This is a genomic window from Bacillus infantis (genome assembly GCF_050107595.1).
Lineage (GTDB): Bacteria > Bacillota > Bacilli > Bacillales > Cytobacillaceae > Bacillus_AB > Bacillus_AB infantis_C.
Genome location: NZ_JBNILH010000002.1, coordinates 631,787 through 653,232, shown reverse-complemented (window position 1 = coordinate 653,232; position 21,446 = coordinate 631,787). Strand labels below are relative to the sequence as shown.

Annotated in this window: 24 protein-coding genes and 1 tRNA gene; 4 read left to right on the top strand and 21 right to left on the bottom strand. The window is 41.5% G+C overall.

Going from position 1 to position 21,446, the window contains the following annotated elements:
• The 5 genes from ACQCVH_RS06500 to ACQCVH_RS06480 all read right to left on the bottom strand — a co-directional run.
• Nucleotides 1-364 (bottom strand): IS110 family transposase (locus ACQCVH_RS06500; protein WP_426834930.1); only part of this gene is annotated, 364 nt, incomplete at its 3' end.
• 214 nt (nucleotides 365-578) lie between these two features.
• Nucleotides 579-791: a PF20097 family protein gene (locus ACQCVH_RS06495; RefSeq protein WP_426834929.1), complete on the bottom strand. Its 213-nt coding sequence runs from the start codon at nucleotides 789-791 to the stop codon at nucleotides 579-581.
• Between the two features lie 143 nt (nucleotides 792-934).
• The gene (locus tag ACQCVH_RS06490) at nucleotides 935-1,564 is read right to left on the bottom strand and encodes an alpha/beta fold hydrolase (protein WP_426834928.1); all 630 of its coding nucleotides are present in this window, start codon (nucleotides 1,562-1,564) and stop codon (nucleotides 935-937) included.
• A 313-nt stretch (nucleotides 1,565-1,877) separates the two neighbouring features.
• Entirely contained in the window at nucleotides 1,878-2,804 is a 927-nt protein-coding gene (locus ACQCVH_RS06485) for a peptide ABC transporter permease (RefSeq protein ID WP_426834927.1), read from the bottom strand.
• Entirely contained in the window at nucleotides 2,797-3,471 is a 675-nt protein-coding gene (locus tag ACQCVH_RS06480) for an ABC transporter permease family protein (RefSeq protein WP_426834926.1), read from the bottom strand. Before ACQCVH_RS06480 ends, ACQCVH_RS06485 begins: the two co-directional genes overlap by 8 nt.
• A 733-nt stretch (nucleotides 3,472-4,204) precedes the next feature.
• Here ACQCVH_RS06480 and ACQCVH_RS06475 point away from each other — a divergent pair.
• Complete coding sequence (locus tag ACQCVH_RS06475; protein WP_426834925.1) at nucleotides 4,205-5,263, top strand: MFS transporter; 1,059 nt, start codon at nucleotides 4,205-4,207, stop codon at nucleotides 5,261-5,263.
• Nucleotides 5,264-5,821: 558 nt separating this feature from the next.
• Here ACQCVH_RS06475 and ACQCVH_RS06470 read toward each other — a convergent pair.
• The 7 genes from ACQCVH_RS06470 to ACQCVH_RS06440 all read right to left on the bottom strand — a co-directional run bounded on the left by ACQCVH_RS06470 (nucleotide 5,822) and on the right by ACQCVH_RS06440 (nucleotide 10,873).
• Nucleotides 5,822-6,148, bottom strand: coding sequence for a hypothetical protein (locus ACQCVH_RS06470; protein ID WP_426834924.1), 327 nt, complete (start codon nucleotides 6,146-6,148; stop codon nucleotides 5,822-5,824).
• 316 nt (nucleotides 6,149-6,464) lie between these two features.
• Nucleotides 6,465-7,301, bottom strand: coding sequence for a TIR domain-containing protein (locus tag ACQCVH_RS06465; protein WP_426834923.1), 837 nt, complete (start codon nucleotides 7,299-7,301; stop codon nucleotides 6,465-6,467).
• Between the two features lie 640 nt (nucleotides 7,302-7,941).
• Nucleotides 7,942-9,090 carry a DUF4238 domain-containing protein gene (locus ACQCVH_RS06460; RefSeq protein ID WP_426834922.1) on the bottom strand — a complete coding sequence of 383 codons (1,149 nt, stop codon included), beginning with the start codon at nucleotides 9,088-9,090 and terminating at the stop codon, nucleotides 7,942-7,944.
• A 203-nt stretch (nucleotides 9,091-9,293) separates the two neighbouring features.
• Nucleotides 9,294-9,575 carry a tyrosine-type recombinase/integrase gene (locus tag ACQCVH_RS06455; RefSeq protein ID WP_426834955.1) on the bottom strand — a complete coding sequence of 94 codons (282 nt, stop codon included), beginning with the start codon at nucleotides 9,573-9,575 and terminating at the stop codon, nucleotides 9,294-9,296.
• Nucleotides 9,576-9,958: 383 nt separating this feature from the next.
• Nucleotides 9,959-10,204 carry a hypothetical protein gene (locus ACQCVH_RS06450; RefSeq protein ID WP_426834921.1) on the bottom strand — a complete coding sequence of 82 codons (246 nt, stop codon included), beginning with the start codon at nucleotides 10,202-10,204 and terminating at the stop codon, nucleotides 9,959-9,961.
• A gap of 146 nt (nucleotides 10,205-10,350) precedes the next feature.
• Nucleotides 10,351-10,447: transfer RNA gene (locus ACQCVH_RS06445), tRNA-Sec, on the bottom strand.
• Nucleotides 10,448-10,528: 81 nt separating this feature from the next.
• Entirely contained in the window at nucleotides 10,529-10,873 is a 345-nt protein-coding gene (locus tag ACQCVH_RS06440; protein WP_426834920.1) for a hypothetical protein, read from the bottom strand.
• Between the two features lie 159 nt (nucleotides 10,874-11,032).
• On the opposite strand from ACQCVH_RS06440, the gene ACQCVH_RS06435 reads away from it, so the two are divergent.
• Nucleotides 11,033-11,467, top strand: coding sequence for a DUF2621 domain-containing protein (locus ACQCVH_RS06435; RefSeq protein WP_148950285.1), 435 nt, complete (start codon nucleotides 11,033-11,035; stop codon nucleotides 11,465-11,467).
• 82 nt (nucleotides 11,468-11,549) lie between these two features.
• On the opposite strand, the gene ACQCVH_RS06430 is transcribed toward ACQCVH_RS06435, so the two are convergent.
• From ACQCVH_RS06430 to ACQCVH_RS06420, 3 genes are all read right to left on the bottom strand, one after another.
• A complete protein-coding gene (locus ACQCVH_RS06430) occupies nucleotides 11,550-12,044 on the bottom strand; it encodes a CcdC family protein (RefSeq protein ID WP_426834919.1) in 495 nt (164 codons plus the stop codon).
• A 135-nt stretch (nucleotides 12,045-12,179) separates the two neighbouring features.
• Nucleotides 12,180-12,539 carry a response regulator gene (locus ACQCVH_RS06425; RefSeq protein ID WP_148950283.1) on the bottom strand — a complete coding sequence of 120 codons (360 nt, stop codon included), beginning with the start codon at nucleotides 12,537-12,539 and terminating at the stop codon, nucleotides 12,180-12,182.
• Between the two features lie 230 nt (nucleotides 12,540-12,769).
• Nucleotides 12,770-13,477 (bottom strand): cytochrome c biogenesis CcdA family protein, encoded by a 708-nt coding sequence (locus ACQCVH_RS06420; protein ID WP_426834918.1) that lies wholly within the window; start codon nucleotides 13,475-13,477, stop codon nucleotides 12,770-12,772.
• A gap of 349 nt (nucleotides 13,478-13,826) precedes the next feature.
• Here ACQCVH_RS06420 and ACQCVH_RS06415 point away from each other — a divergent pair, with 349 nt between their 5' ends.
• Nucleotides 13,827-13,973 (top strand): aspartyl-phosphate phosphatase Spo0E family protein, encoded by a 147-nt coding sequence (locus ACQCVH_RS06415; RefSeq protein WP_426834917.1) that lies wholly within the window; start codon nucleotides 13,827-13,829, stop codon nucleotides 13,971-13,973.
• Nucleotides 13,974-14,021: 48 nt separating this feature from the next.
• On the opposite strand, the gene ACQCVH_RS06410 is transcribed toward ACQCVH_RS06415, so the two are convergent.
• Both ACQCVH_RS06410 and ACQCVH_RS06405 read right to left on the bottom strand, forming a co-directional pair.
• Nucleotides 14,022-15,821, bottom strand: coding sequence for an ABC transporter ATP-binding protein (locus tag ACQCVH_RS06410; RefSeq protein ID WP_426834916.1), 1,800 nt, complete (start codon nucleotides 15,819-15,821; stop codon nucleotides 14,022-14,024).
• Nucleotides 15,811-17,574, bottom strand: coding sequence for an ABC transporter transmembrane domain-containing protein (locus ACQCVH_RS06405; RefSeq protein ID WP_426834915.1), 1,764 nt, complete (start codon nucleotides 17,572-17,574; stop codon nucleotides 15,811-15,813). Before ACQCVH_RS06405 ends, ACQCVH_RS06410 begins: the two co-directional genes overlap by 11 nt.
• 208 nt (nucleotides 17,575-17,782) lie before the next feature.
• On the opposite strand from ACQCVH_RS06405, the gene ACQCVH_RS06400 reads away from it, so the two are divergent.
• On the top strand, nucleotides 17,783-18,055 hold the full coding sequence (locus ACQCVH_RS06400; RefSeq protein WP_426834914.1) for a hypothetical protein: 273 nt from the start codon (nucleotides 17,783-17,785) through the stop codon (nucleotides 18,053-18,055).
• 43 nt (nucleotides 18,056-18,098) lie between these two features.
• Here ACQCVH_RS06400 and ACQCVH_RS06395 read toward each other — a convergent pair whose 3' ends face one another.
• From ACQCVH_RS06395 to tkt, 4 genes are all read right to left on the bottom strand, one after another.
• Nucleotides 18,099-18,290 (bottom strand): hypothetical protein, encoded by a 192-nt coding sequence (locus ACQCVH_RS06395; protein ID WP_426834913.1) that lies wholly within the window; start codon nucleotides 18,288-18,290, stop codon nucleotides 18,099-18,101.
• A gap of 135 nt (nucleotides 18,291-18,425) precedes the next feature.
• The gene (locus ACQCVH_RS06390) at nucleotides 18,426-18,641 is read right to left on the bottom strand and encodes a YneF family protein (RefSeq protein ID WP_224906515.1); all 216 of its coding nucleotides are present in this window, start codon (nucleotides 18,639-18,641) and stop codon (nucleotides 18,426-18,428) included.
• A gap of 86 nt (nucleotides 18,642-18,727) precedes the next feature.
• A complete protein-coding gene (gene sirA, locus ACQCVH_RS06385; protein WP_022543749.1) occupies nucleotides 18,728-19,165 on the bottom strand; it encodes a sporulation inhibitor of replication protein SirA in 438 nt (145 codons plus the stop codon).
• Nucleotides 19,166-19,366: 201 nt separating this feature from the next.
• The gene (gene tkt, locus ACQCVH_RS06380) at nucleotides 19,367-21,367 is read right to left on the bottom strand and encodes a transketolase (RefSeq protein ID WP_426834912.1); all 2,001 of its coding nucleotides are present in this window, start codon (nucleotides 21,365-21,367) and stop codon (nucleotides 19,367-19,369) included.
• Nucleotides 21,368-21,446 lie beyond the last annotated feature (79 nt).

Genomic DNA, 21,446 nt, shown 5'->3' with positions numbered 1-21,446 from the left:
TCACATCATTCTTGGTAGGTGAGTTATCATCCAACTCCTTGCTTTTCTTGACGTGCAAGGGGTTTACTGCGACAAACTTAATTCCGTTTTCTTTTAAAATATGAGCGAGGTTAAACCAATAGTGGCCAGTTGGCTCCATGCCAACCATCACTTTGTCCATACGCTGTTCTTTTTTAATTCCAGAAATCCAATTCAAGAATTGCTCAAATCCCTCTTTTGTATTTTCAAATTGACAAGGAGATCCAAACTCCATTCCCCTAAAGTCCTGAGCACGTGCCACATGCTTGAACTTCGCAATATCGACTCCTATAATAAGAGTTTGAGAAGTAATTTGAGCAATCTTCTTATTCTGGTTATAATTCATTTTAGTGCCTCCTGGTATTTGAGTTATAGTCCTTTTTGCTTGCCGGCTACAGGACTCTCTCATTCTACCAAGAGGTTATTTTTTTGTTCAAACCCCATTTTCCTTCATTACAGGAATGCTGCCCCTTTTATAACATTAGCAATGCTGGCTGGTTTGGAAGCTCCGTAAGTCTAAAAAGATAAACTTTAAAAACCACATTTTTTTATAGTAACGATTATTCGTATGAAAATATAACTAACTTACACGTTTCACACCTATATGCTGGGGTTTTGCCGATTTTAACTTCTGCTTTATCTACTAATACTTCATTTCCAAAATCAAAGAAAACTGAATCACTAGATTCCGACCAACATATTCGGCGAGCAGAATAAATATATCCTTCCATTACTTCATTACTACATTTAGGGCATTCTATAGCAAATCCCATATTAGTACAGCCACCTTTCACATGTTTCTTTTCATAAAGAATTATCATCCCTTTTTGTTAAACAACATTGTTAATTAAATTCATCCAACCTATCGAAAAGCTTCCACCTAAGTAAGTAGTTACTCATTGAATAATAGGTGTTTTTACAAATTCCTTTTTGTACTAATCTGTCCCGTTAGCTTAATAAAAGGTTTTAAGACTTCACTTAATTCTTTCTCTTTGTTTAACCAAATATAATGTTCTGCTCCTTCAATTACGATATATCTAGAATTAGGAATAAGGTTTGAGACTTGTTTAATTGACCAAGAAGGGCGAATATCATTCTCGGCATAAATAAACAGTGAAGGTAAGTCAATCTGTGAGATTTCTCTTAGCAGTAATGGTTTCTTTATAAATTCTCTCCAAGAATTAATAAGAGAACGATGAACAATCTTATTAGCCTCATACTCAAAATTCGGTTTCAATTCATCAATTTCTACTTTGTTTCGATTATAAGTTTCCTTCCAATCTCTATCATTTTGGATTCCAGTTCCTGAAATTGAAACATATCCTATTACGGATTTCGGATATAAAAGCGAATAAGCCAACCCTAAATCAGCTCCCCAGGAGTGCCCAACTACTACCCAATTTTTTAGGCCGTACTCTTCCCGAATTTGTTCAATGTCTTGAAGACAAGCTTCTAAATTGTATCCATTCCCGTCATAATTTGAGCGGCCACAACCTTTAGGATCAAACATAATAACTTCACAAATATCTTCAATAAGATTTGACAAATGTTACAAATAATTACAAGAGCCAGGTCCACCACTGATTAAAATAACTGGAACTCCCTGCCCTCTTTTTTCTGTCCATAGCTTGCCATTTTCCACTTTAATGTACTTTTCAACCAATATTATCACCCTTGAAACAAAATTTTAATGCTGATATTCTTCCTAAATACTCCAAACTCCTTCGTCCACTAAACTGCCCTTTTTATGAAATAAGAAGAGTTGCCTAGTTTGGCAGCTGTTCTGAAACATAAGATAGGAAAGTGTTTTTTCAAAAAGTCTAGGTTGAATTTTCTATGTATTATTTGGAATGCATAAGCTATATTATAGGAGCCTTCCTATGCTTCACTCTTTCCTTCTGAACAAATCCCAGGAGAATTAAGTAAAATGAAAACAGCAGCAAGAGGTATGCAGCTAGCGGAAAAAGGATGACCCAAGGAGAATAATAGAAAGCTGATCTAAATTGGCCTATAAGACCGGCCCATTCTTTTGTCATTGAGATATAGATAACTGGATCCATCCGGACAAATGTTCCGCCGAGAAAAATACTGAATATGCCCAGTTGCCCAATTAAATGAAGGACCAGTATAATTTCATTCACAAAGATAATCATGAACTGGCCTTTCAGTGCAGGGAGAATATGAGTTTTAGCAATGTGCCAGCGGCTTCCACCTATTGTTTGAGAAGCTAAAACATAAAGATGGGTCCTTAATTCCGCTGTTTTGGCAAATACGACATTATACACTCCGTTAATCCCCAGAATAACAATAAGGGTCCCAGTGAGAAAGATTAAAGAGTTTTCACCCAAAACCGGAATAAAATTCAAGCGGATGAGAACAAAATAGACAAAAATAAAGACAGGAAATCCGCTTAAAAGATTGGGAAGTTTTTTCCTTTCTTTTCTACTAGCAAACGACCTGCTGCGGACAGCAAAATAAAGCCCAAACACACCGCCTATTACGGAACGCAAAAAAGCACAGATTAATACAGTGAAAAAAGTGTACTTTGCTCCATATAATAGGAGGGATAAAATGTCATAGCCCCATTGATCTGTGCCAAACAGGTGTTTTTCGGATGGAGGATATGGAGGGGCTATTATTTTGCTACCTGATTCTGTTTTTACGTATTCAACATCGGAAAGCCCGTCTGCTCCATAAGGGGCGATATAAGGGCCTATCAATGAAAGAATTAAGAAGAAGATGAGCAGCAGTATGCCTGCTTTTAATTTCAGATTCCATTTACCCACGCAATAACACCTTCTCTATTCCGAAAATAATGAGCTTCATCGTAAATAGCACAGCGATATAAAGGATAAAAAAAGAAAGCAGGGAAATGACTACGAGGTTATACTGGTAGCCAAAGTTCACCGGATATTCGAATAGGATTTCAGTTAAGCCCCTTGTATTATAAAGATGCTCGATAATAAAAAGATTAGCTGTCGTTATCCCCACAATCTTATAGATATCAGCCTTTAAAAAAGGAAGTACGTTGCTGGTCACATGGTAGAGATAAATCTGTCTTTTCGTAAGTCCCTTGGAAACAGCTGTTAGTATGTAATCTTCAGAAGCCACCTCAAAAGTGCGGTCGTTTAAGGAACGGACTAAATACAAAAGGGGCAGGATCGTTAACGTCAAAACGGGCAGTAAAATGGCCGGTTCCTCGAGCGATAACGAAGCAACCTTTGCAACCCGCATACCAGTTTGTTTATAAATATAGGTAATTAAAAGCTGAAGCATTAAAACTAAAATGAAATCCGGGATAAAACCCACAAATCCTAATATAGAGTTTACCCACTTCTCACTTTTCTTCCATAGCCATATACCAAAAATAAAAGATAATATTATAACAATAGCTAATGAGACTGAGACATAAACATAGGAGACACTAAAAAAGCTCAATAGGTCAAAAAGCAAAAATCTCCTTCTGTCCCCCTGCATGTAATAGAAGGACTCACTTGTAAATAGACCTTTTATAAAAGCAAGTACCTCGCCTGGAATCTTTGAAGGAAGAAAAATAACCTTCCCATCCAAGTTATATAAATATAATGGCAGCGCAGCAACCAGCAGCAGTACAAGGAGTCCTGCAGTTTGAGTTAGTATGCTTCTAATATAAGACATTGGATTTCATTCCTTTAGTTTGTTTAATAAGAAACTTTGAGCACAGTCTGATAATCTTCTTTTTTCAACTGAGAGTTGTGAAAATTCCATAAGGGTTAGCGGTATTATGGGGCTGTTCATTTCCGTTCCAGGCACTTCGCTTTCTGCGGGGCAACGCTGAGCCTCCTCCCGCTGCGTACTGCGGGGTCTCAGCATTGCCGCTGCTTTCCCGCATTCTGCGTGCCTTGCACTCCAATTAACAGGTTTTTTTATACTTTGTGTGAGTTTAACTTCGGTTATGTAAATCACTTGTTGATTTAGATTATAACGCTTCATAAAGGAGTAATGAACTACTTAATCATTTTCCCAATACCAAAAATAGTAAATTTAAAGTAAGATTGGTTAGTAGGAAAAAAAATCCACATAATACTGGAGTATTTCAACAAGGCTGGTGATTGTTTTTGGGAGAAGCAATATAAGTTTAATGAATTATCCAACTCAGCGTTTGGCTGGAGCTTTATGAAGGGTTTGAAACAAGGTGTAAAGGCGTATGAATAAGAGAGTAAGCATAATAGTAATTGCTTTAGGGACTCAGTCCTTGCAATCGAGCATTGTTTTCTTAACACTGGCTTGGTATTTCACTAATATAACACATTCTCCTTTGGTATTTGGATCACTGATGGCTTTCCGCTACATACCGGGCATTTTATTAACTACATTAAGCGGAATCGCCATTGACCGTATGAACAAGATAGCTTTAGGACTGTGGTCAAGCATCTGGCACCTTTTTTCTCTCTTGCTTTTGCTGGTGGTGGGATGGTTAAAAATTGATCCATCTGGGGCTAATTATTGGATATATGCAGGAGTCGTCATATTCATAGGGATCTCATCCGCTGTTCTCACTCCCTTAGAAAGAACTCTGGTACCGATATTATGCAATCCTGGAGAATTAAAGTCCGTTAATAGTGTGATAACTGTTGTCACACAAGTGAGCAATTTATTGGGAACCAGCGCGGCCGGAATACTTCTTCTGACAGGCGGTTTTAACTTATCAATGGTTGTGGCTGTTATCCTGTCATTTATTTCTGTCCTTTGCTATATAGTTCTGTTAGTTAAAGTAAAGATTCCTCACACCACTAATCAAAATAATAGTGTGATGACTGCCTTTAAGACAACTGTCAGAGATCTGAAAGAACAAAAATGGATTTTCATTGCTATTTCTTCAGCTGTATTTACGAATATGTCATTCGTTATGATCATGGATGTCCTTTTGCCAACTCTATTTTCTGATTTGAAAATTAATGGCTCAGCTGCTCTAGGCTTGTGCTTCACTGCAATTGGTGCCGGCACCTTACTAGGGGCAGCTTTAACCTACAAATTTAAACAAATAAATTTTAATACCTCTATATTTTTATACATAGGATCAGCAGTAGCGGCCATCATGGGCGGCTATTTCTTAGATTCAATCGTATTCAGTTTAATAGCTTTCGGCCTGTTTGGATTGCTTGCTGCACCCATAACAATCATTTTTCAAACAACTCTGCAGGAAGCGATACCCGTTAACATTTTGGGAAGCGCGATGGGGTATTGTCTTCAGGAGCAACTGTAGCGCAGCCAATTGGTGTTTTATTGGGAGGTGTTCTTTTATTAAAATTTGAAGGAGCTACTGTACTCACAATCACGTGTGCTTTTTCCATTATTGCGGTATCAATCGGATGGTGGAGGTTAAGGCTGCAGCAAATTCAATCGCAAAATAGTTCTGAGCCTATCATCCAGAAAGTGAACTCGCCTTCAGTGTAGGCGGGTTTATTTTTTTGATTGTACCAGTAAAGGACATATCATTTACATCAAGATTGAGCACAACTTATTTGTAAAAGGAAAATGATGCACCGGGATGTATCTCGCTCTGTTCCGTCTCTGCTGGTCCATAAATGCCGTCAGCTGCTCAGTCGAATATAGCAGCTTACAGATTACGTTTTATCGCTGTCATCCATGGTTGTCAGAGAAACGCCTTTACCCATGAGGTGGTCAGCAGCACTAGCGATTTTTGCTCTCAGGACTTCTTCAGAGATGCTGTTGTTGTTGTTTTTAATTCTTTCTATTCTTTCTTTTATTTCTTTTCACTATTGTGTATGCAGGTTCGATTCACGAGTCCTTCATGACCGATTCACATGCAGTCAGCAAAAAAGGAATTCTGTCTGTTTTTAAACTGTAACCCGGCCGTACTTGCCTCTTCCATTTCAGCCTGATTTCGACCATTCAAATACTCCCATATACCAGGCACCGTAAACAAAAAAACATGCGGAAACAGCTCCGCCGTAAACAGACCGAGCTTTTTCCGCAGCTTTATCGAAAGCTGAATCCGTGCATGAATATAAAGATCCATCTTCTTCATATAAAATAACCACAGATCCTCCCGCAATAATTGAATAGAACGGACAAACTGCTTAGAATTCAGCATAATCCCTCCGCAAGCCACTCCCTCCTTCAACATCCCATCACTCCTCAGCAGCATGTATAACCACAAGACCACCACATGATGATACATACCACTCCACCGAACCAGACTTATAAACTGAGTCCATCCTTTGATCTGCAGATGCATTCCTAATCACTCCTATATGTTTGTTCATCTCTTATATATGGATTTGAAGAGGAAATGGACATGGTGGGAGAAGAATTTTTCTTGCGACAAAGGGGCAGGTCCCTTGGCCCCGTCTTAAAAATGAGCCAGGGGACCTGATAAGAAAACAGAAAATACTGGAATTTATTATAACAGGGCTAATTTAATCTCCTGTCTCTATTTTCACCTATAAAAGAAGATTAGCATTTACTTCATAACCAGAAGTTTTTAATTCTTTCAGCAAATCCATATGCCAATTAGAATCATAGTTGATATATACAATGCCAGAAATATCATTTGGCTTTTCTACATCATCTTTAACCAGTGCACAAACGTTATTCCTTCCAATCTTAGCCATAAGATAACCATGTTCAAAAACTACATTCTGTCTGGCACGTGGTTGTAAAAGTTCCGAGTCTTTAGACTTGCCTAAATCACAAGGCGTATACAACACTATTCCAAAACCTACATTTGAGTGTTCTTCTATTTTCTCAATAATTGTTTTCCCTTGACTCGCTTGTTCATGAAGAATAATTGGTGTTAAACCCATCTTTTCTAAAAACCTAGCAACTGATAGTTTAACAACCTCATCATGTCCATGAACAATAAATACTTTTGAACGGTCTATTTCTTCTTTTCCTGCCTCCTGAGAATTTGTTATTTTATCTTCCGTTGATAAGATTGCTTTTGCCTCTGCAAAAATCTCTTTTGTTACATCAAATGTATGTTTACTATCCTGGACAATCTGTTCCCTTGTTGTAAAAATAAGAAAGCCTGGGGGATTACTAGCGTTTTCTCTATCCACAATACTTTTAACAGGTGCGTTAGTGGTCTTTACACTTATACGAATCACATTAGTTGGCTTTAGAAAGTAGCCATTAAATTGGAATTCTTCCTTTTTTAAATATGGAATTACAATTTCCTCAATTACGACTTCTTTCGCTTCTTTATCATATTCATAAAGGTTAAAATTACCCTTCGCCCCTGGTATATTAGTAACCTCTATTAAAATCTGATATAACATGATACAACTCCTTTTTCACTTATTTTCTAACTACCAAATTAATTATAGCTTAAATTTTCTCTATTTGGGATATTTTAGGTGTTTGTGGCAACTAAAGAACTTTTTATGCCTAATAGTCCTCAGGATAAAAAGCCCAGTGACGTTCATCTTCCAGCACTTCTTTTGGTGGGCTGTTTTCAAAATTTTCTCTGTAATGGCTGAAAAAGTTTAATTCGTTCTTTGTTATCCATATCCTCAATAGCTTTTAATATTTGTTCTGCTATAATTTCCAGTGTTATAATAGCATTCCCAAGAGTTTAAAAATCCCGCAAAAGTTTATATTTAGTTTATGAAATCCAGTAAAGCCCAAAGATTAGTTCCTGACCACACAAACTTAAAACCTTTAATAGATGTGTGGTCAGGCACCTATTATTCTAGGTAGTTATTTCTTTACACTATTCCAGTTTGTAAGCCCAAACTACAAAAAAAGCGCGCCTATTGGCACGCATATGGAACAGTCATATCCCCCTCGTTTATTTCGAAGTCAGACACTTATTTTCTAGTCCCCCGTATAGAGGGAAATATATTTTTATTCTTCTATTCTCTTGCTACCTTTTTAGACCGAATAAGAGTACTCTTTGAGTTGGTTTGTCAATAGTATCTACATTATTACAATTCTATCAGGTCCAACAAAATCTTTAGTTGTCTGAGGAATCATTAGTTTCATTTTTATTTTCCCTTTAACAAACGATTTAACCTGGTCAAAATCATTGGTGTAAGAATACACTCTTTGACTAGCCCTTTGAGTTACAAAAAGATTATAATTCTCTACTATCGATATATTATCCTCCCTTATAACTTGAATATTACCATTTAAATATGAGAATTCTTCTAATTTGCTGTTTACAAAAAGAAGACTAATATCTTTAGTTATAGGTAAATAAACTACCTCAAATTCAGACAATTCATCTGCTTTATTGTACACACACACAGGGTGATCGCTGGTCATAAAAGGAGTTTCAGTAGTATTGTACATCAATATCTTTGTAGATTTTTCAAGTTCTGACTTAAACTCTTGAATTTCTTCTATGAAAATATTAAATACTTTTTCAAAAGAATCTGTTAAATGAATTCCTTTCGTTTTATTCGATAAACTTAGGACCCCATATAGAAATATATTATGAAAGTAGGACATCCAAAAGTTTTTATCGTTTACTTTTATTTGTAATTGTTTTGGTAGATCCTGCTTTTTTAATTCTTCCATTGAAGTTTCTGCCAATTCAGAAAAAAGTTTTCGTATCTTTTTTGTTCGCACAAATTGGACCAGTATAAAATCAATTATAGTTGGCCATGTATCATCTGAAAAAAGTATTCCTATCCTATCATTTGGTTTAATATCTTTTAGTATATTACATACTTCTTGAAAATCATAAATCACTGGTGAACAAAGATTCTCATTTTGAAGTCTGATTTGGTCATCAACATAAGTTTCCGTCAATTCCATATCTACAGTCAAGTATACTCCGGCTAAATCAATATCTATGTCATAAAAATATTTTTCACTACCAATGTTTTCAACATTAGCATTATAGCTTCTATTATTTTGGATATCATATACAAATAAATGTTTATTGTCAGTGAAATTCCTTAAATAATATTGAGGAACATAATGTTGTTTAATATTCCCCTTCCTCTTCCTTTTCCCCTTCATCATATCACCTATTTCCTGTGTATTTAAAAGTAGTTCTAATTCTTTAGCCTGTTTTAGCTGCAAGAATATTTTATCAACAAAAGCGAGTAAATCATACATTCAGAAAAACTTCTCTGCCCTTTTTATAATAAAGTTGAGGAATTTACTGGATTGTTAAAGGAATTCGAACTTTAACCCGTAAAAATTATTAAAAAGCGGGAATATCTTTACCCGCTTCTCTTCTATTGAAAATGATCTATTTTTGATTTCCAAATATGCTATTCAAAGGTGAAAAAGTATTGTGCTTTCTCCTTAAGTCTGTATCAGGTCATCTGTATATATTTTCGGACCATATTCATGTGACTATAGCCTAAAATATTCTGTAATGAAATAGGGTCCCCACCATTCATGATATAAAGCAACGCACCGGAATGCCTAAAGGTATGAGGGCTAACTCTCTTATTTACTATACCCGCTTGCCGTCCGTAATCTCTTAAGATTATCCTTATTGTACTCGGATTAATTTGACGACCATCATATGTTAGAAACAGGTGTTCAGCATCAAAATCCTCAGTTTCCTTTATGTATTCAGATAGTAGTTTGATAGTTTTCGTTGATAAAGGAACACTTCTAGATTTCCTAATTTTCGTTTCTTCAGCTTACAGTTTTATAAAACCAGCTTTTAAATCCACATTACACCGTTTGATAGCCACTAATTCCGAAATTCTCACTAGAGTGTCCAACATTACCAGAATGATTATTTTATATCTAAAACCCGTATACAAATCGTCATCTATCATAGACAAAAGTTGTTTAATTTCGCTATTGGTCAAAGATTCTAAAGTATCTGCGGGAGTTTTAACAGGCTTAAAATTTTCATGAATTGGTGTGTCGATAAAGCCCTCACTAAAACAAAAACATATAAAGGCACGCATTGTCCTGATTCGGACATTTGCTGTTACAGGAGATAATTCTAATTCATGTAACATTAGCCTACAAAGCCTCGGAAAAGTTCCAATGAAACTTCCTCGGCAGACTGAACCTCTCCAAGATATTTCTTTAAATACTCGAAATGACTGTAGTAGTCATTAATAGTTCTTGAAGAGAGTGCCTCAGTTTTTTTAACCGAGATAGACCTATCAACCATTTCATATAGAGTTAGTTCATCGATCACCCTTCTCGCACTCCTAGAACCCATTCCACGCCTATACTTACGAATGGTTTTCTGTTGCATAAAAAAAGTCCCCTATGGATTTTAATAGGTGACTAAGAGTAAATGTCCTGTACGGTTTCACTTATCGGGACTCCATCGGTCTTGTTGATTTTCACCGATGAAACCGTGCAGGCAAATTTATGTAGTAAAGGTAAAAAATGTTTAATTGGCGGGACCGCCTGGGAATCGAACCCAGCTGACCTGGCACGCAGGTCACGAGCGGTTTTGAAGACCGTGAGGGACACCAGTACCCCATTCAGCCCCGTAGATAAAAGCAGTAATGTGCTGCTTTTGCTATTTGGCAATAATGATATTATGCCGGAATTAAGCAGACTTTTCAAGCCTTTAGCTCCAGCTGCCGGTTCCATTGCCTTTATTCTGCTCCTGATCTTCTTCCACGATCTTTTTCAGCAGCTTTTTATTGTTCTTATTGATTTCAAATTGCACCTTGTATACTCGAAAGAGCTGCACCATGAAGCGGATCCATAGAAAGACGGCCAGTGCGGCAAGGATAAAGAAGATGATGGTTTCGACGGCTCCTTCAATGGGGCTGAAAAAGCTCATAAAGAGACCGTAGGCAATACCTGCTGCAACGAGAAGAGCGATGCGCAGGAAAATCTGCAATAATAGCCCATCCTTTTGTTTTTGGAGCTTTTCTTTTTCCTGCTGAAGACTAGTTCTGCTTTCCATTCAGTTCCCCTCCTCTTTTCCTTATTGTACCATCAAACAAGTATTAATAGCTTGGCCATTTCCCCTTTGTTCCACTTTTTATACAGGATTCGGCTTGTCTCCTTCCCTTCATATGCTTATAATAAAATTAAATAAGTTAATGTAATGTAGGTGAATAGAATGACAACAGAGCTTACTGGCTGGTTTTTGGTGTTTATTTTGTTTTGGGTGGTTGTGCTGGTATCACTGTTTGCGATCGGCGGCTTTTTTATGTTCCGGAAGTTTTTGAAGCGGATGCCGAAAGAGGATGGCAAGTCGATTCTTGATTGGGAAGAGCATTATGTAGATCAGACGAGGAGCCTGTGGGCCCAGGATCAAAAGGTGCTGCTGGAGGATTTGGTGAGTCCGGTGCCTGAGCTTTTCCGCGATGTGGCGCGGCAGAAGATTGCCGGGAAGATTGGCGAGCTGGCACTGAATGAGAAGGCGAAGCGCATTACTGAGGATCTTATCATCAGAGGTTATATTCAGGCGACGCCAAAGCGTGACCATAAATTCCTGCGCCGCAAACTGACTGAAAGACAAATTGATATGGCTCCTTATGAGCATTTATTCTAGAAACCATTCCGCTGGCCGTGGAGTGGTTTTTCTCATTTTTCAAACAAAAAAACACCGAAAGCTAATTCGATGTTTTTCACTGTTATACGGTAGTTTTTGTATTCAATGTCGTACCATTGAGTTCATTGTAAAGCTTTTTGTAGTTCAGGTACATGGCGATCCGCCAAGGGACAATCATGCCGAATGCGAGGATCCAGAACATTCCGCTCAGATGGCCGACGTCGATCGTGGAGCTGAGGATCAGCTTGGCCACAATCCGGACGACAAGAAGGCCGACCAGGATAAAGGCAAATGCCTTTGATCTTTTTAAGAAAATATCATTGTCACGCACTTCAAATGCCGAGGTTTTGATCAACAGGATTGAAAACAGCATGCCGACTCCGGCAGCTTCTAATATCTCAAGCGGTGTGACGCGAAAGTACGGAAAGACGAACATCAGGGCGCCCGTGCTCATGAAAAGCGGCGGCAATATGATCTTTTTGGCTGAAGCAGGTTTCTTGGCTGCCCGCATCCGGATGAACATGACAAAAACAGCCATGCAGATGGCTCCGATCGAAGAAGCTACAACCATGTTCATAGCATTCATCCTTTGTATGTTTAATATTTACCATTATATTATATCCTAAATTCCTCTGTTTAGAAAATATTTTTCGGGACTTTGGGCATCGGTGCAAAAGAAAAAGCCATTTAAGCAGGCTTAAATGGCTTGGGATCAGCTTAGGACCCGGTTGACTGCGTCGAGCACGCGGCCTTCATCAAATGGCTTTACAATAAAGTCTTTGGCGCCGGCTTCGATGGCTTCGACGACCATCTTCTGCTGGCCCATCGCTGAGCACATGACCACCTTGGCGTCAGGAAATTCCTGTTTGATTTCCTTCATGGCTTCCAGGCCGCTCATCTCCGGCATGGTGATATCCATGGTTACAAGCTCCGGCTTGAGCTCGCGGTAAAGGTCAATTGCTTCGCGGCCGTTTTCGGCCTCCCCGACGATTTCATGTTCGGCTTTCTTTAAGATGCTAGTTAAGGTGAGTCTCATGAATTTTGCGTCATCTACAATTAATATTCTTGCCATGCTGGTTCCCCCTCGACACTGCAACAGAAATCAATCTATTTTTATGTATATTTCTATATTTTCATACGTCAAAAAACAGTTTCAGATAAAAGAGCACATATTTCAATATAACGGAATATGAGGGATAATTCAATCCAAAGAATCCGACAAATTTCGCTTTTTGTTTATTTATCAAGTTGTAAATTATGGGAAAACAAAAAGAAAACCCGGCATTTTCGCCGGGCCACTCTTTAAAAACCTTTAAATCCGCCAAACATAGCTGTCATGATAGAAATGATCTGAGTCATCCAGTCGAAGAACAGCACGACACCCATCACAATCATCACATAGCCGCCGATTTTCATGATTTTGACGTTATTGCGGCGGATCCACTGCATTTTGCCGATGAAGAAAGATAGAACAAAGAATGGAATCGCAAATCCGAGTGAATAGGCAATCATATACACGAGTCCTGAGCCCGGGTTTGAGGCAGCCAGTGCCCATACGGACATGAGGATCGGTCCTGTGCATGGCGTCCAGCCTGCTGCAAATGCAAGGCCGATCAGGACTGAACCCAGGTAGCCGCCAGGCCTGTTTTTAAATTCCAAACGCCTTTCCTTCATAAGAGCCTCCGGCTTAAAAACGCCTACAACCATCAATCCGAAAATGACGATGAAGATGGCGCCGATCTGCCTGATCAGATCATTATAATCGCTGAATATTCTTCCGATAAAAGATCCCCCAAAGCCGAGGGCAATGAAAATAATGCAGAAACCGAGCAGGAAGAAAAGGGTATGCAGCATGCTGCGCTTCTGCAGCATCGCGTTTTCTTCTTTCAGCTCGCCCACTGACATGCCGGTTATGTATGATAAGAATGCGGGATACAATGGCAGGCAGCAGGGAGAAATAAAGCTCAGGAAGCCCGCTCCAAGGGCAATGAATATATTGACATCTGTCATTCAAGACACCTACTTTTCCTTGATTCTTTACCATTTTAACAAAATACGGGCAAGAATGATAATGGACACCTTGTGAACACTTTGTGACCTACTATAATTATATTAAAAACATATAAAGGACATGTTATAATTTTGATAATGTTTTTGTCATATCCGGGAAACTTTCTTTTGAATTTATTACCATTATTCGATATACTGTATGAGTAACTAACATTATTTGTTATAATCTTTCATGATTTAACATGGTTTTGATTTGGAAATCTACATACAGGCAATAATAAAATGGGTGCACTTTTAAATCCACAGGAAAGGACTATCAGCCGTGGCAGGAAAACAGGAACTACTCTCTTTGATTGAGAATAAGCGGGCTGAACTAATCCAAGTCGCCATGAAAAATGGCCTGCATTCAACTGCTGCGATTAAGTACAGTCAGGAGCTTGACCATCTCTTGAACGAATATAACCGTGTTTTTATAAAAAAGGTGCAGACACAATAGAAAAACAGCTTGGAAGCTATGAAAGCCCAAGCTGTTTTTATTTTGTCCTTAAACATTGCCGACTGAGTCTTCCACTCTCTCGACAGAGCCATTCTGCAGCAGGTACATTTTATGGTACAAGCCTTTCAGGGTGAGCAGCTCCTGGTGGGTGCCCCGTTCAACGATTTCCCCCTGGTGAAGGACAAGGATCAGTTCGGCATCCTGGATGGTGGAAAGCCTGTGGGCGATGGCAATGGTTGTTCGCCCCTTCCTCATCTTCTCCAGGGCCGTCTGAATGGCCTCTTCTGTCTCTGTGTCGATATTGGCGGTCGCTTCATCAAGCACAAGGATTTTCGGGTTGGCAGCAATCGTCCGTGCAAAGGCAATCAGCTGCCTTTGTCCGCTGGAGAATGTCGACCCTCTCTCTACCACCTTGTGGTCGTAGCGGTCATCAAGCTTCTCAATGAAGGTGTGTGCCTGAACGAAATGGGCAGCTTCCTCTATTTCTTTATCGGTCATCTCTGTATCATGGAGGCGGATATTGTCCTTAACCGTTCCATAGAACAAGAACGGATCCTGGAGGACAAGGCCAAGCTTTTCCCTCAGCTCCTCCTTTGGATAAGCCTTAATCGACTGCCCGTCAATCAGAATGTCGCCTCTTGAGAATTCGTAAAACCTCATCATCAGATTGATGATCGAGCTCTTGCCGCTTCCTGTATGGCCAACCAGCGCCACCGTTTCGCCCGGCTTGGCAGTAAAGCTGATGTTCTTCAGCACATCCCGCTTCCCGTCATAAGAAAAGCTGATATCCTTGAATTCAATCTGTCCGTCGCCGATTGAAAGCTTCTCTTTCTTCTGGGCAGGCGCGAGCTCTTCTTCATCCAGGAGCCTGAAAACCCTGGATCCGGCAATGATGGCCTGCTGGTACATGGAAAGCCGCTGCATCATATTATTGACCGGCTCGAAAAAGCGGTCCAGATAGCTGACAAATGCGAATAAAACCCCGACTTCAATCGGATTGCTGAATGATGTGATCCCGAAAAAGCCCAGGACTATCACGAGCGCAAGTGTGTAGACAAGATCGATTGCCGGCCTCAGGAGCAGCCCATCGACCTTGATATTCCTCATCCCTGCATCATAATGCTTTTGGTTGATGTCTGCGAACTCTTTGCGCAGGCGCTTTTCCTGCCTGAACACCTGGATGATCCCCATTCCCTGGAGTGACTCGCTGAGCTTCGCATTCAGCTGGCTGAGCCTTTCCCTCATATCCTGATAAAAACGCGAGCTGTATTTGCGGTACATCTGCATGATCATAAAGATGATGGGCAGAATCACCAGACAGAATAAGGCCAGCTGGACATTCAGGGCAAACATCGCGATAAATATCCCGATCAGCAGAAAGCCGCTCTGGATGAAGATGACCAGGACGCTGACAAACATATCCTTGATGGCCTCTGTATCATTCGTGACACGCGAGACAATGCTTCCGGCCGGCGTCTGGTCGAAGTATTTCAGGCCGAGCGACTGCACCTTTGAAAAGACGTCGATCCTCAGCTGCTGAATGATTTTTAGAGCGATCTCCTGAAACTTCAGGAGCTGGAAATAAGAGATCAGGACATTCATGACCTGGATGCCGATATAGCCTGCCCCGAGCAGGAACAATGGTTCAAATGCCAGGTTCCTTGGGGTCAGATAATCATCAATGAATATTTTGACTAGGATCGGCCCCATGATATCGCCAATCGTTGTCAGCAATAACAGGCTGAAGGCGAGGATGATCGTTGCTTTATGCGGCTTTGTATAGGCAAGGAGCCGGTATAGGACGGTCCGCTGTTCTTTCTTATTGATATCCTGCTGGTTATGCTCCATGACTTCTGCCTCCGTGCTCTACAAGTTCTTCAAGCTGCTGGCGGAGATACATGCTCTTATACCAGCCTTCCTCTTCCATCAGCTCATCGTGTGTGCCTTTTTGAGCGATCCTGCCCTCATCCAGCACAAGGATCAAATTCGCGTGCTGGATAGCACTCAGACGGTGGGCGGTGATGATCGTCGTCTTGCCTGCCCTGTTTTTCCTGAGGCCGTTCAGGATGGCTTCCTCAGTCTTCGCATCCACTGCTGACAGTGAATCATCCAGGATCAGCACTTCCGGATCCATCATGAGCGCCCTGGCAATGGAAATCCGCTGCTTTTGCCCGCCTGACAAGGAAACGCCGCGCTCCCCGACAACCGTTTCGTAACTATCCGTAAATTGAAGGATATCGTCGTGGATATTGGCAAGCTTTGCTGCCTTAAATACTTCTTCCCGCTCTGATGCAGGGTTCGCAAAGGCGATATTCTCTGCAACCGTGGCTGAAAAAAGAAAATGGTCCTGCGGCACATAGCCAATGGCCTCATGCAGCTTTTCAAGCGTATAATCATTAACAGAATAGCCGCCGAACCGGACATCACCTTCAAAGCCGTCGAATTCCCTGATCAAAAGCTTAAGGAGGGTTGTTTTTCCGGCGCCTGTCTTACCGACGATCCCTAATGTTTCTCCCCTTTTCAGCTGGAAGCGGATATCTTCAAGGACAGGCTTTTCCTCATTTGGGTAAAGGAACCGGCTGAGATCATAAATAATATCCCCGCTCGGCACAGCATTGAGTGCACCCTCTTTATCAGCCACCTCTGCCTTTTCAGCGAGCAGGCTCATGATTCTGTCATTTGAGGCGCGCCCTCTTTCGACAATATTAAAGAGCCAGCCAAAGGCAAGCATCGGCCAAATCAATAGTCCGAGATACGTTGTAAATGAAACAAGCTCCCCGATCGTTAATTCACCGGAAATAACATATCTGGCTCCAAAAGCGACAGACAGGAAGAACGAAATGCCGACGATGATGCTGATCGTTGGATCGAAGAGCGAATCCACCTTGGCGACTGAAATATTTTTTTCCACCACATCATGTGATTGCTTGCGGAAGTCCTCAATATCTTCTTTTTCCTGGCCAAAGGTCTTGATGACCTTGATGCCTGTAATGCTTTCCTGTGTTTTATCATTCAGGGAAGAAAAAGCTTCCTGTGCCCCATGGAACCGCTTATGAAGAAGCGTCCCATACCAGCTTGTCAGAATCGCCATGAAAGGCATCGGGATCAGGCAGATGAGTGTCAGCTTCCAGCTGATCGTCGCAGCCATGGCGATAATGACAAATCCCCCTGTGGCAAGCGAGTCGACAAGTGTCAGAACTCCAGACCCGGCCGTCTGCTGGACCGCCTGCAGGTCATTTGTTGCGTGTGCCATCAGGTCCCCGACACGCCTTCTTTGATAAAAGGACTGAGGCATCTCTGTAAAATGGCGGTACAGCCTGTTTCTAAGCTGCCTGGACAGCTTCACGGCTGATCCGAAAATCATGATCCTCCAGTAATAGCGCAATATGTACATCATTAAAGCAGCTCCGATTAATATCAGAAGCCAGTTGACAAGGAGGCCGCTGGTCAAAGTATCGTTCTTGATATGATCGACGACGATTCCAATGACTTTTGGCGGAATCAGCTGCAGGAATGCCACAAACAGCAGCAGGACGATCCCTGTCACATACGATTTCTTCTCTTGCTTAAAAAACCACATTAAATCTGCGAATACTTTCATGCTTGCTTCCCCCGGCTCTCTAATTCCTGAATTTGCCTTATTTATGCTCCAAATAGTTTATCAAATATTTTAAAAATAAGATAGATTTTTTAAAAAGGTCCCACATGAGGGCTTATTCACCAATTCAGCATTACCGTGATATTCGCAGGGACAAGTAAGGAGGTCCAAGCATTAACTATAGAGATCAAATTTGAAAAGAGGTGTTCAAATGTCTGGTATGCATCCTATCCGTCATTCTTTGCCGACCGTCGTAACAATTTGCTGGTTCCGTAATCCTTTAAAACCTTCATCGGAGAAGCGAATTTCACAAGCGACTGTTTTGGGGAATGATGCTGATGACTGTCAAAACAAGCTTGAAACAGGAGACCCTTACCGCCCTGCTGCCGATTGCCTGAAGGCTAAAGGCTTCCAGCTGGTAACCAAGATGGATTTCGGCTTCTCCGGATTCTCTGTCTTCACAAAAATTAAAGAAGACAAATAAAAGAGGACAAGTATCCCTGTCTGCCAGGTAATCTTGTCCTCCATCAGCGCTCGTCATGCAGCCGCACAAAATGCTTGTTCAGCTCTTCTTCTGAAATCTGAATCCGATGCTCCAGATCTTTCGTGCGCAGGACAAATTCCTTAACGCCGATAAACTCAGACTCGGCAATCAGCCAGAATATCGTCCCCCGCTTAAATCTGCCGTTGAAGCCGGTTTTCAATCTGTATTTTTTCATGTTACCCTCTGCTTTTATGGCTCATCTATCTAAAAAGCCGCTCTTCCTGTCATAGTAACAGAAAAAGCGGCTTTCTTGATGTACAGTAATGGCCCCGTAATAGACTCTATTACAATCAGCAGCCCTATGTAAGCCTTACTTGCCGGACTGCTTGTTCATGGCAGCCATCATCTGATTGATTTTTTTCTGGGATGGTTTCATGCCCATTTGCATCATCATCATTTTAAGCATTTGTTCGTTGATTGGCGGATTTTTCTTTAAGTAGCTCATCATATATTTACGAGCGATGAAAAATCCTAGTGCTACACCGGCGATCAATGCCAGTATACCAACTAGAATAACGTCCCACATTCAAAACTTCCTCCTTCATGTTGTCTATCATACAGTGTACTAAACCAAAGGTTATTATACAATATTTGCACGTGTTTTTCCCCTATTTAAATAAATTTTCTTTCTTTGATCGGCTTCAGCCAGCCAAAGCGCCTGTTGGTCATATCGACCGCCAGATAAGAGGATTCATTTTTCCGGAGGATTTCAAAGAACACCGTTTCAGCATCATAATTCCCATGTGATTCAATCACTAAACATCGGTCATAGATTTCAAGCCGCGCCGAGCTGTTTTTTCCGTTTTGAATCACATAGGCCCCCTGATCGGCTGATGCTCCTTTTTTCCTTGAAAGCTGCTGTGTGAGATACTGGTGAAGCCTGAGGGCGGGGATCGGCCTTGTGATAAACTCAATCTGGCGTGACAGGATCGATTTCAGCTCTCCCTTAGAACGGCTGTATTCCTGAAAGAGCTGGTAGAACATCCGCTCTCTGCCAAAATAATGGGAAGCAAATTCGTCTTCTATTAAATAAAGCTGATAGGTTCTCACCAACATCTCCTCCAATATCTACTATATTGCTTCAAGTATAAGGGAACAGAATCAGTTACTTTGTCTTTCAGCGTCAAAAATAGGCACTAATTTTGTCGAACAGGCTTATTTGCCTATCAATTATTCAAAAATATTATAAATATTCAATTAATTATAAGGAAATAAAAAAGAGAGCGCACACTGACGCTCTCTTTATACCCTTTACAGAAGGGCCTTTAAACGTGCAACCACGTTTTCGACTGTGAAGCCATACTCTTCAATAATCTTCTCGCCTGGTGCAGATGCGCCGAATGTATCAATCGCCAATACATCCCCTTCATCACCGGCATAACGGTGCCAGCCGAGTGAAGAGCCCATCTCGATGGCAAGGCGCTTCTTGACAGCCTTCGGAATGACGCTTTCTTTGTATTCCTTGGACTGTGCTTCAAAGCGGTCCCATGCAGGCATGGAAACAACAGCCGCATCAATGCCTTCTTTCTTTAGGGCAGCTTGTGCTTTTACTGCAAGATGCACTTCAGAACCGGACGCAAGAAGCAGGGCATCTGCCTGGTCTTTGCCGGCAGGTGAAACAACGTAAGCCCCTTTAGATACGCCGTCATAAGCGTTTTTGTCAGTATCCTGCAAGGTAGGCAGGTTTTGGCGCGTCAGCACTAGAGCTGTCGGCTTATCCTGTGATTCTACCGCTACTTTCCATGCAGCTGAGGTTTCATTTCCATCAGCCGGGCGGATAACAGACAGATTAGGCATCGCACGAAGGGATGCAAGCTGTTCAACCGGCTCGTGTGTAGGGCCGTCCTCACCAACAGCGATGCTGTCATGCGTGAATACATACGTAACAGGCAGACCCATCAGGGCAGCTAAGCGGATTGCCGGGCGAAGATAGTCAGAGAATACGAAGAATGTGCCTCCGAATACCTTTAATCCTCCGTGAAGGGCCATGCCGTTAAGGGCGGCACCCATGGCGAATTCCCTTACGCCGAACCAGATGTTGCGGCCTTCGAATGATGCTGGGGTAAAGTCCCCTGAGCCTTTGATCATCGTTTTGTTTGAACCGGCAAGGTCAGCAGATCCGCCGATGAAGAATGGAAGATTCTGTGCGATTCCGTTCAGTGCTTCACCTGAAGATGCGCGGCTTGCCAGGCTGGAACCTGTTTCATATACCGGGATATCCTTATCCCATCCTTCTGGAAGCTCGCCTTTCATGGCTCCATCAAGCTGGGCACCGAGCTCTGGGAATTCCTGCTTGTAGCTTTCCAGCATAGAGTTCCATTCCTGCTCAGTCTTTGCTCCGCGGTCAGCGATGTGCTTTTTGAAGTGGCTGTATACTTCTTCAGGAACGTGGAAATCCTCTTCAAAAGTCCATTTGTAAGCTTCCTTGGTCAGCTTCAGCTCATCTGCCCCAAGCGGTGCACCGTGTACATCTGATTTCCCGGACTTGTTCGGAGCTCCGAATCCGATAACAGTTTTTACTTCAATCATAGTTGGGTGGTCAAGATCGCCTCTTGCTTCTTCAAGTGCTTTAGCCACTTCGTGCAAGTCATTGCCATCTTCAACACGGATATACTGCCAGCCGTAAGATTTGAACCTTTGCTCTACACTTTCAGAGAAAGAACGGTCAAGATCGCCGTCAAGGGAGATATCATTTGAATCATAAAGGACAACGAGCTTGCCAAGCTTCAGGTGGCCAGCAAGCGAAGCCGCTTCAGCAGATACACCCTCCATGAGGTCACCATCGCCGCAAATGCTGTATGTAAAGTGGTCGACTACATTATACTTATCTTTATTGTAGACGGCTGCCAGGTGGCGCTCAGCCATAGCCATGCCGACTGCCATTGAAATACCTTGTCCAAGCGGACCTGTAGTCGCGTCAACGCCCTTAGTATGTTTGTATTCCGGGTGTCCAGGAGTCTTGCTTCCCCACTGGCGGAATTCCTTCAGGTCGTCGATAGTGAGTTCATAGCCTGATAAATGGAGCAGGCTGTATAGAAGCATGGAACCATGTCCTGCAGATAGAACAAAACGGTCGCGGTTAAACCACTCAGGATTTGCCGGGTTATGGTTCATAAAACGGCTCCAGAGTGTGTACGCCATCGGAGCTGCCCCCATAGGCATGCCTGGGTGGCCGGAATTCGCTTTTTCAATAGCATCGATAGATAGAGTTCTGATCGAGCTTATGGACAAATCATCAATAGATTCAAACATATACTACATCCTCTCTTTAAAAAAAATCCTACACATTAATATTATAGCGGCTCTTTATTTTACACAACTGAGAAGCTTC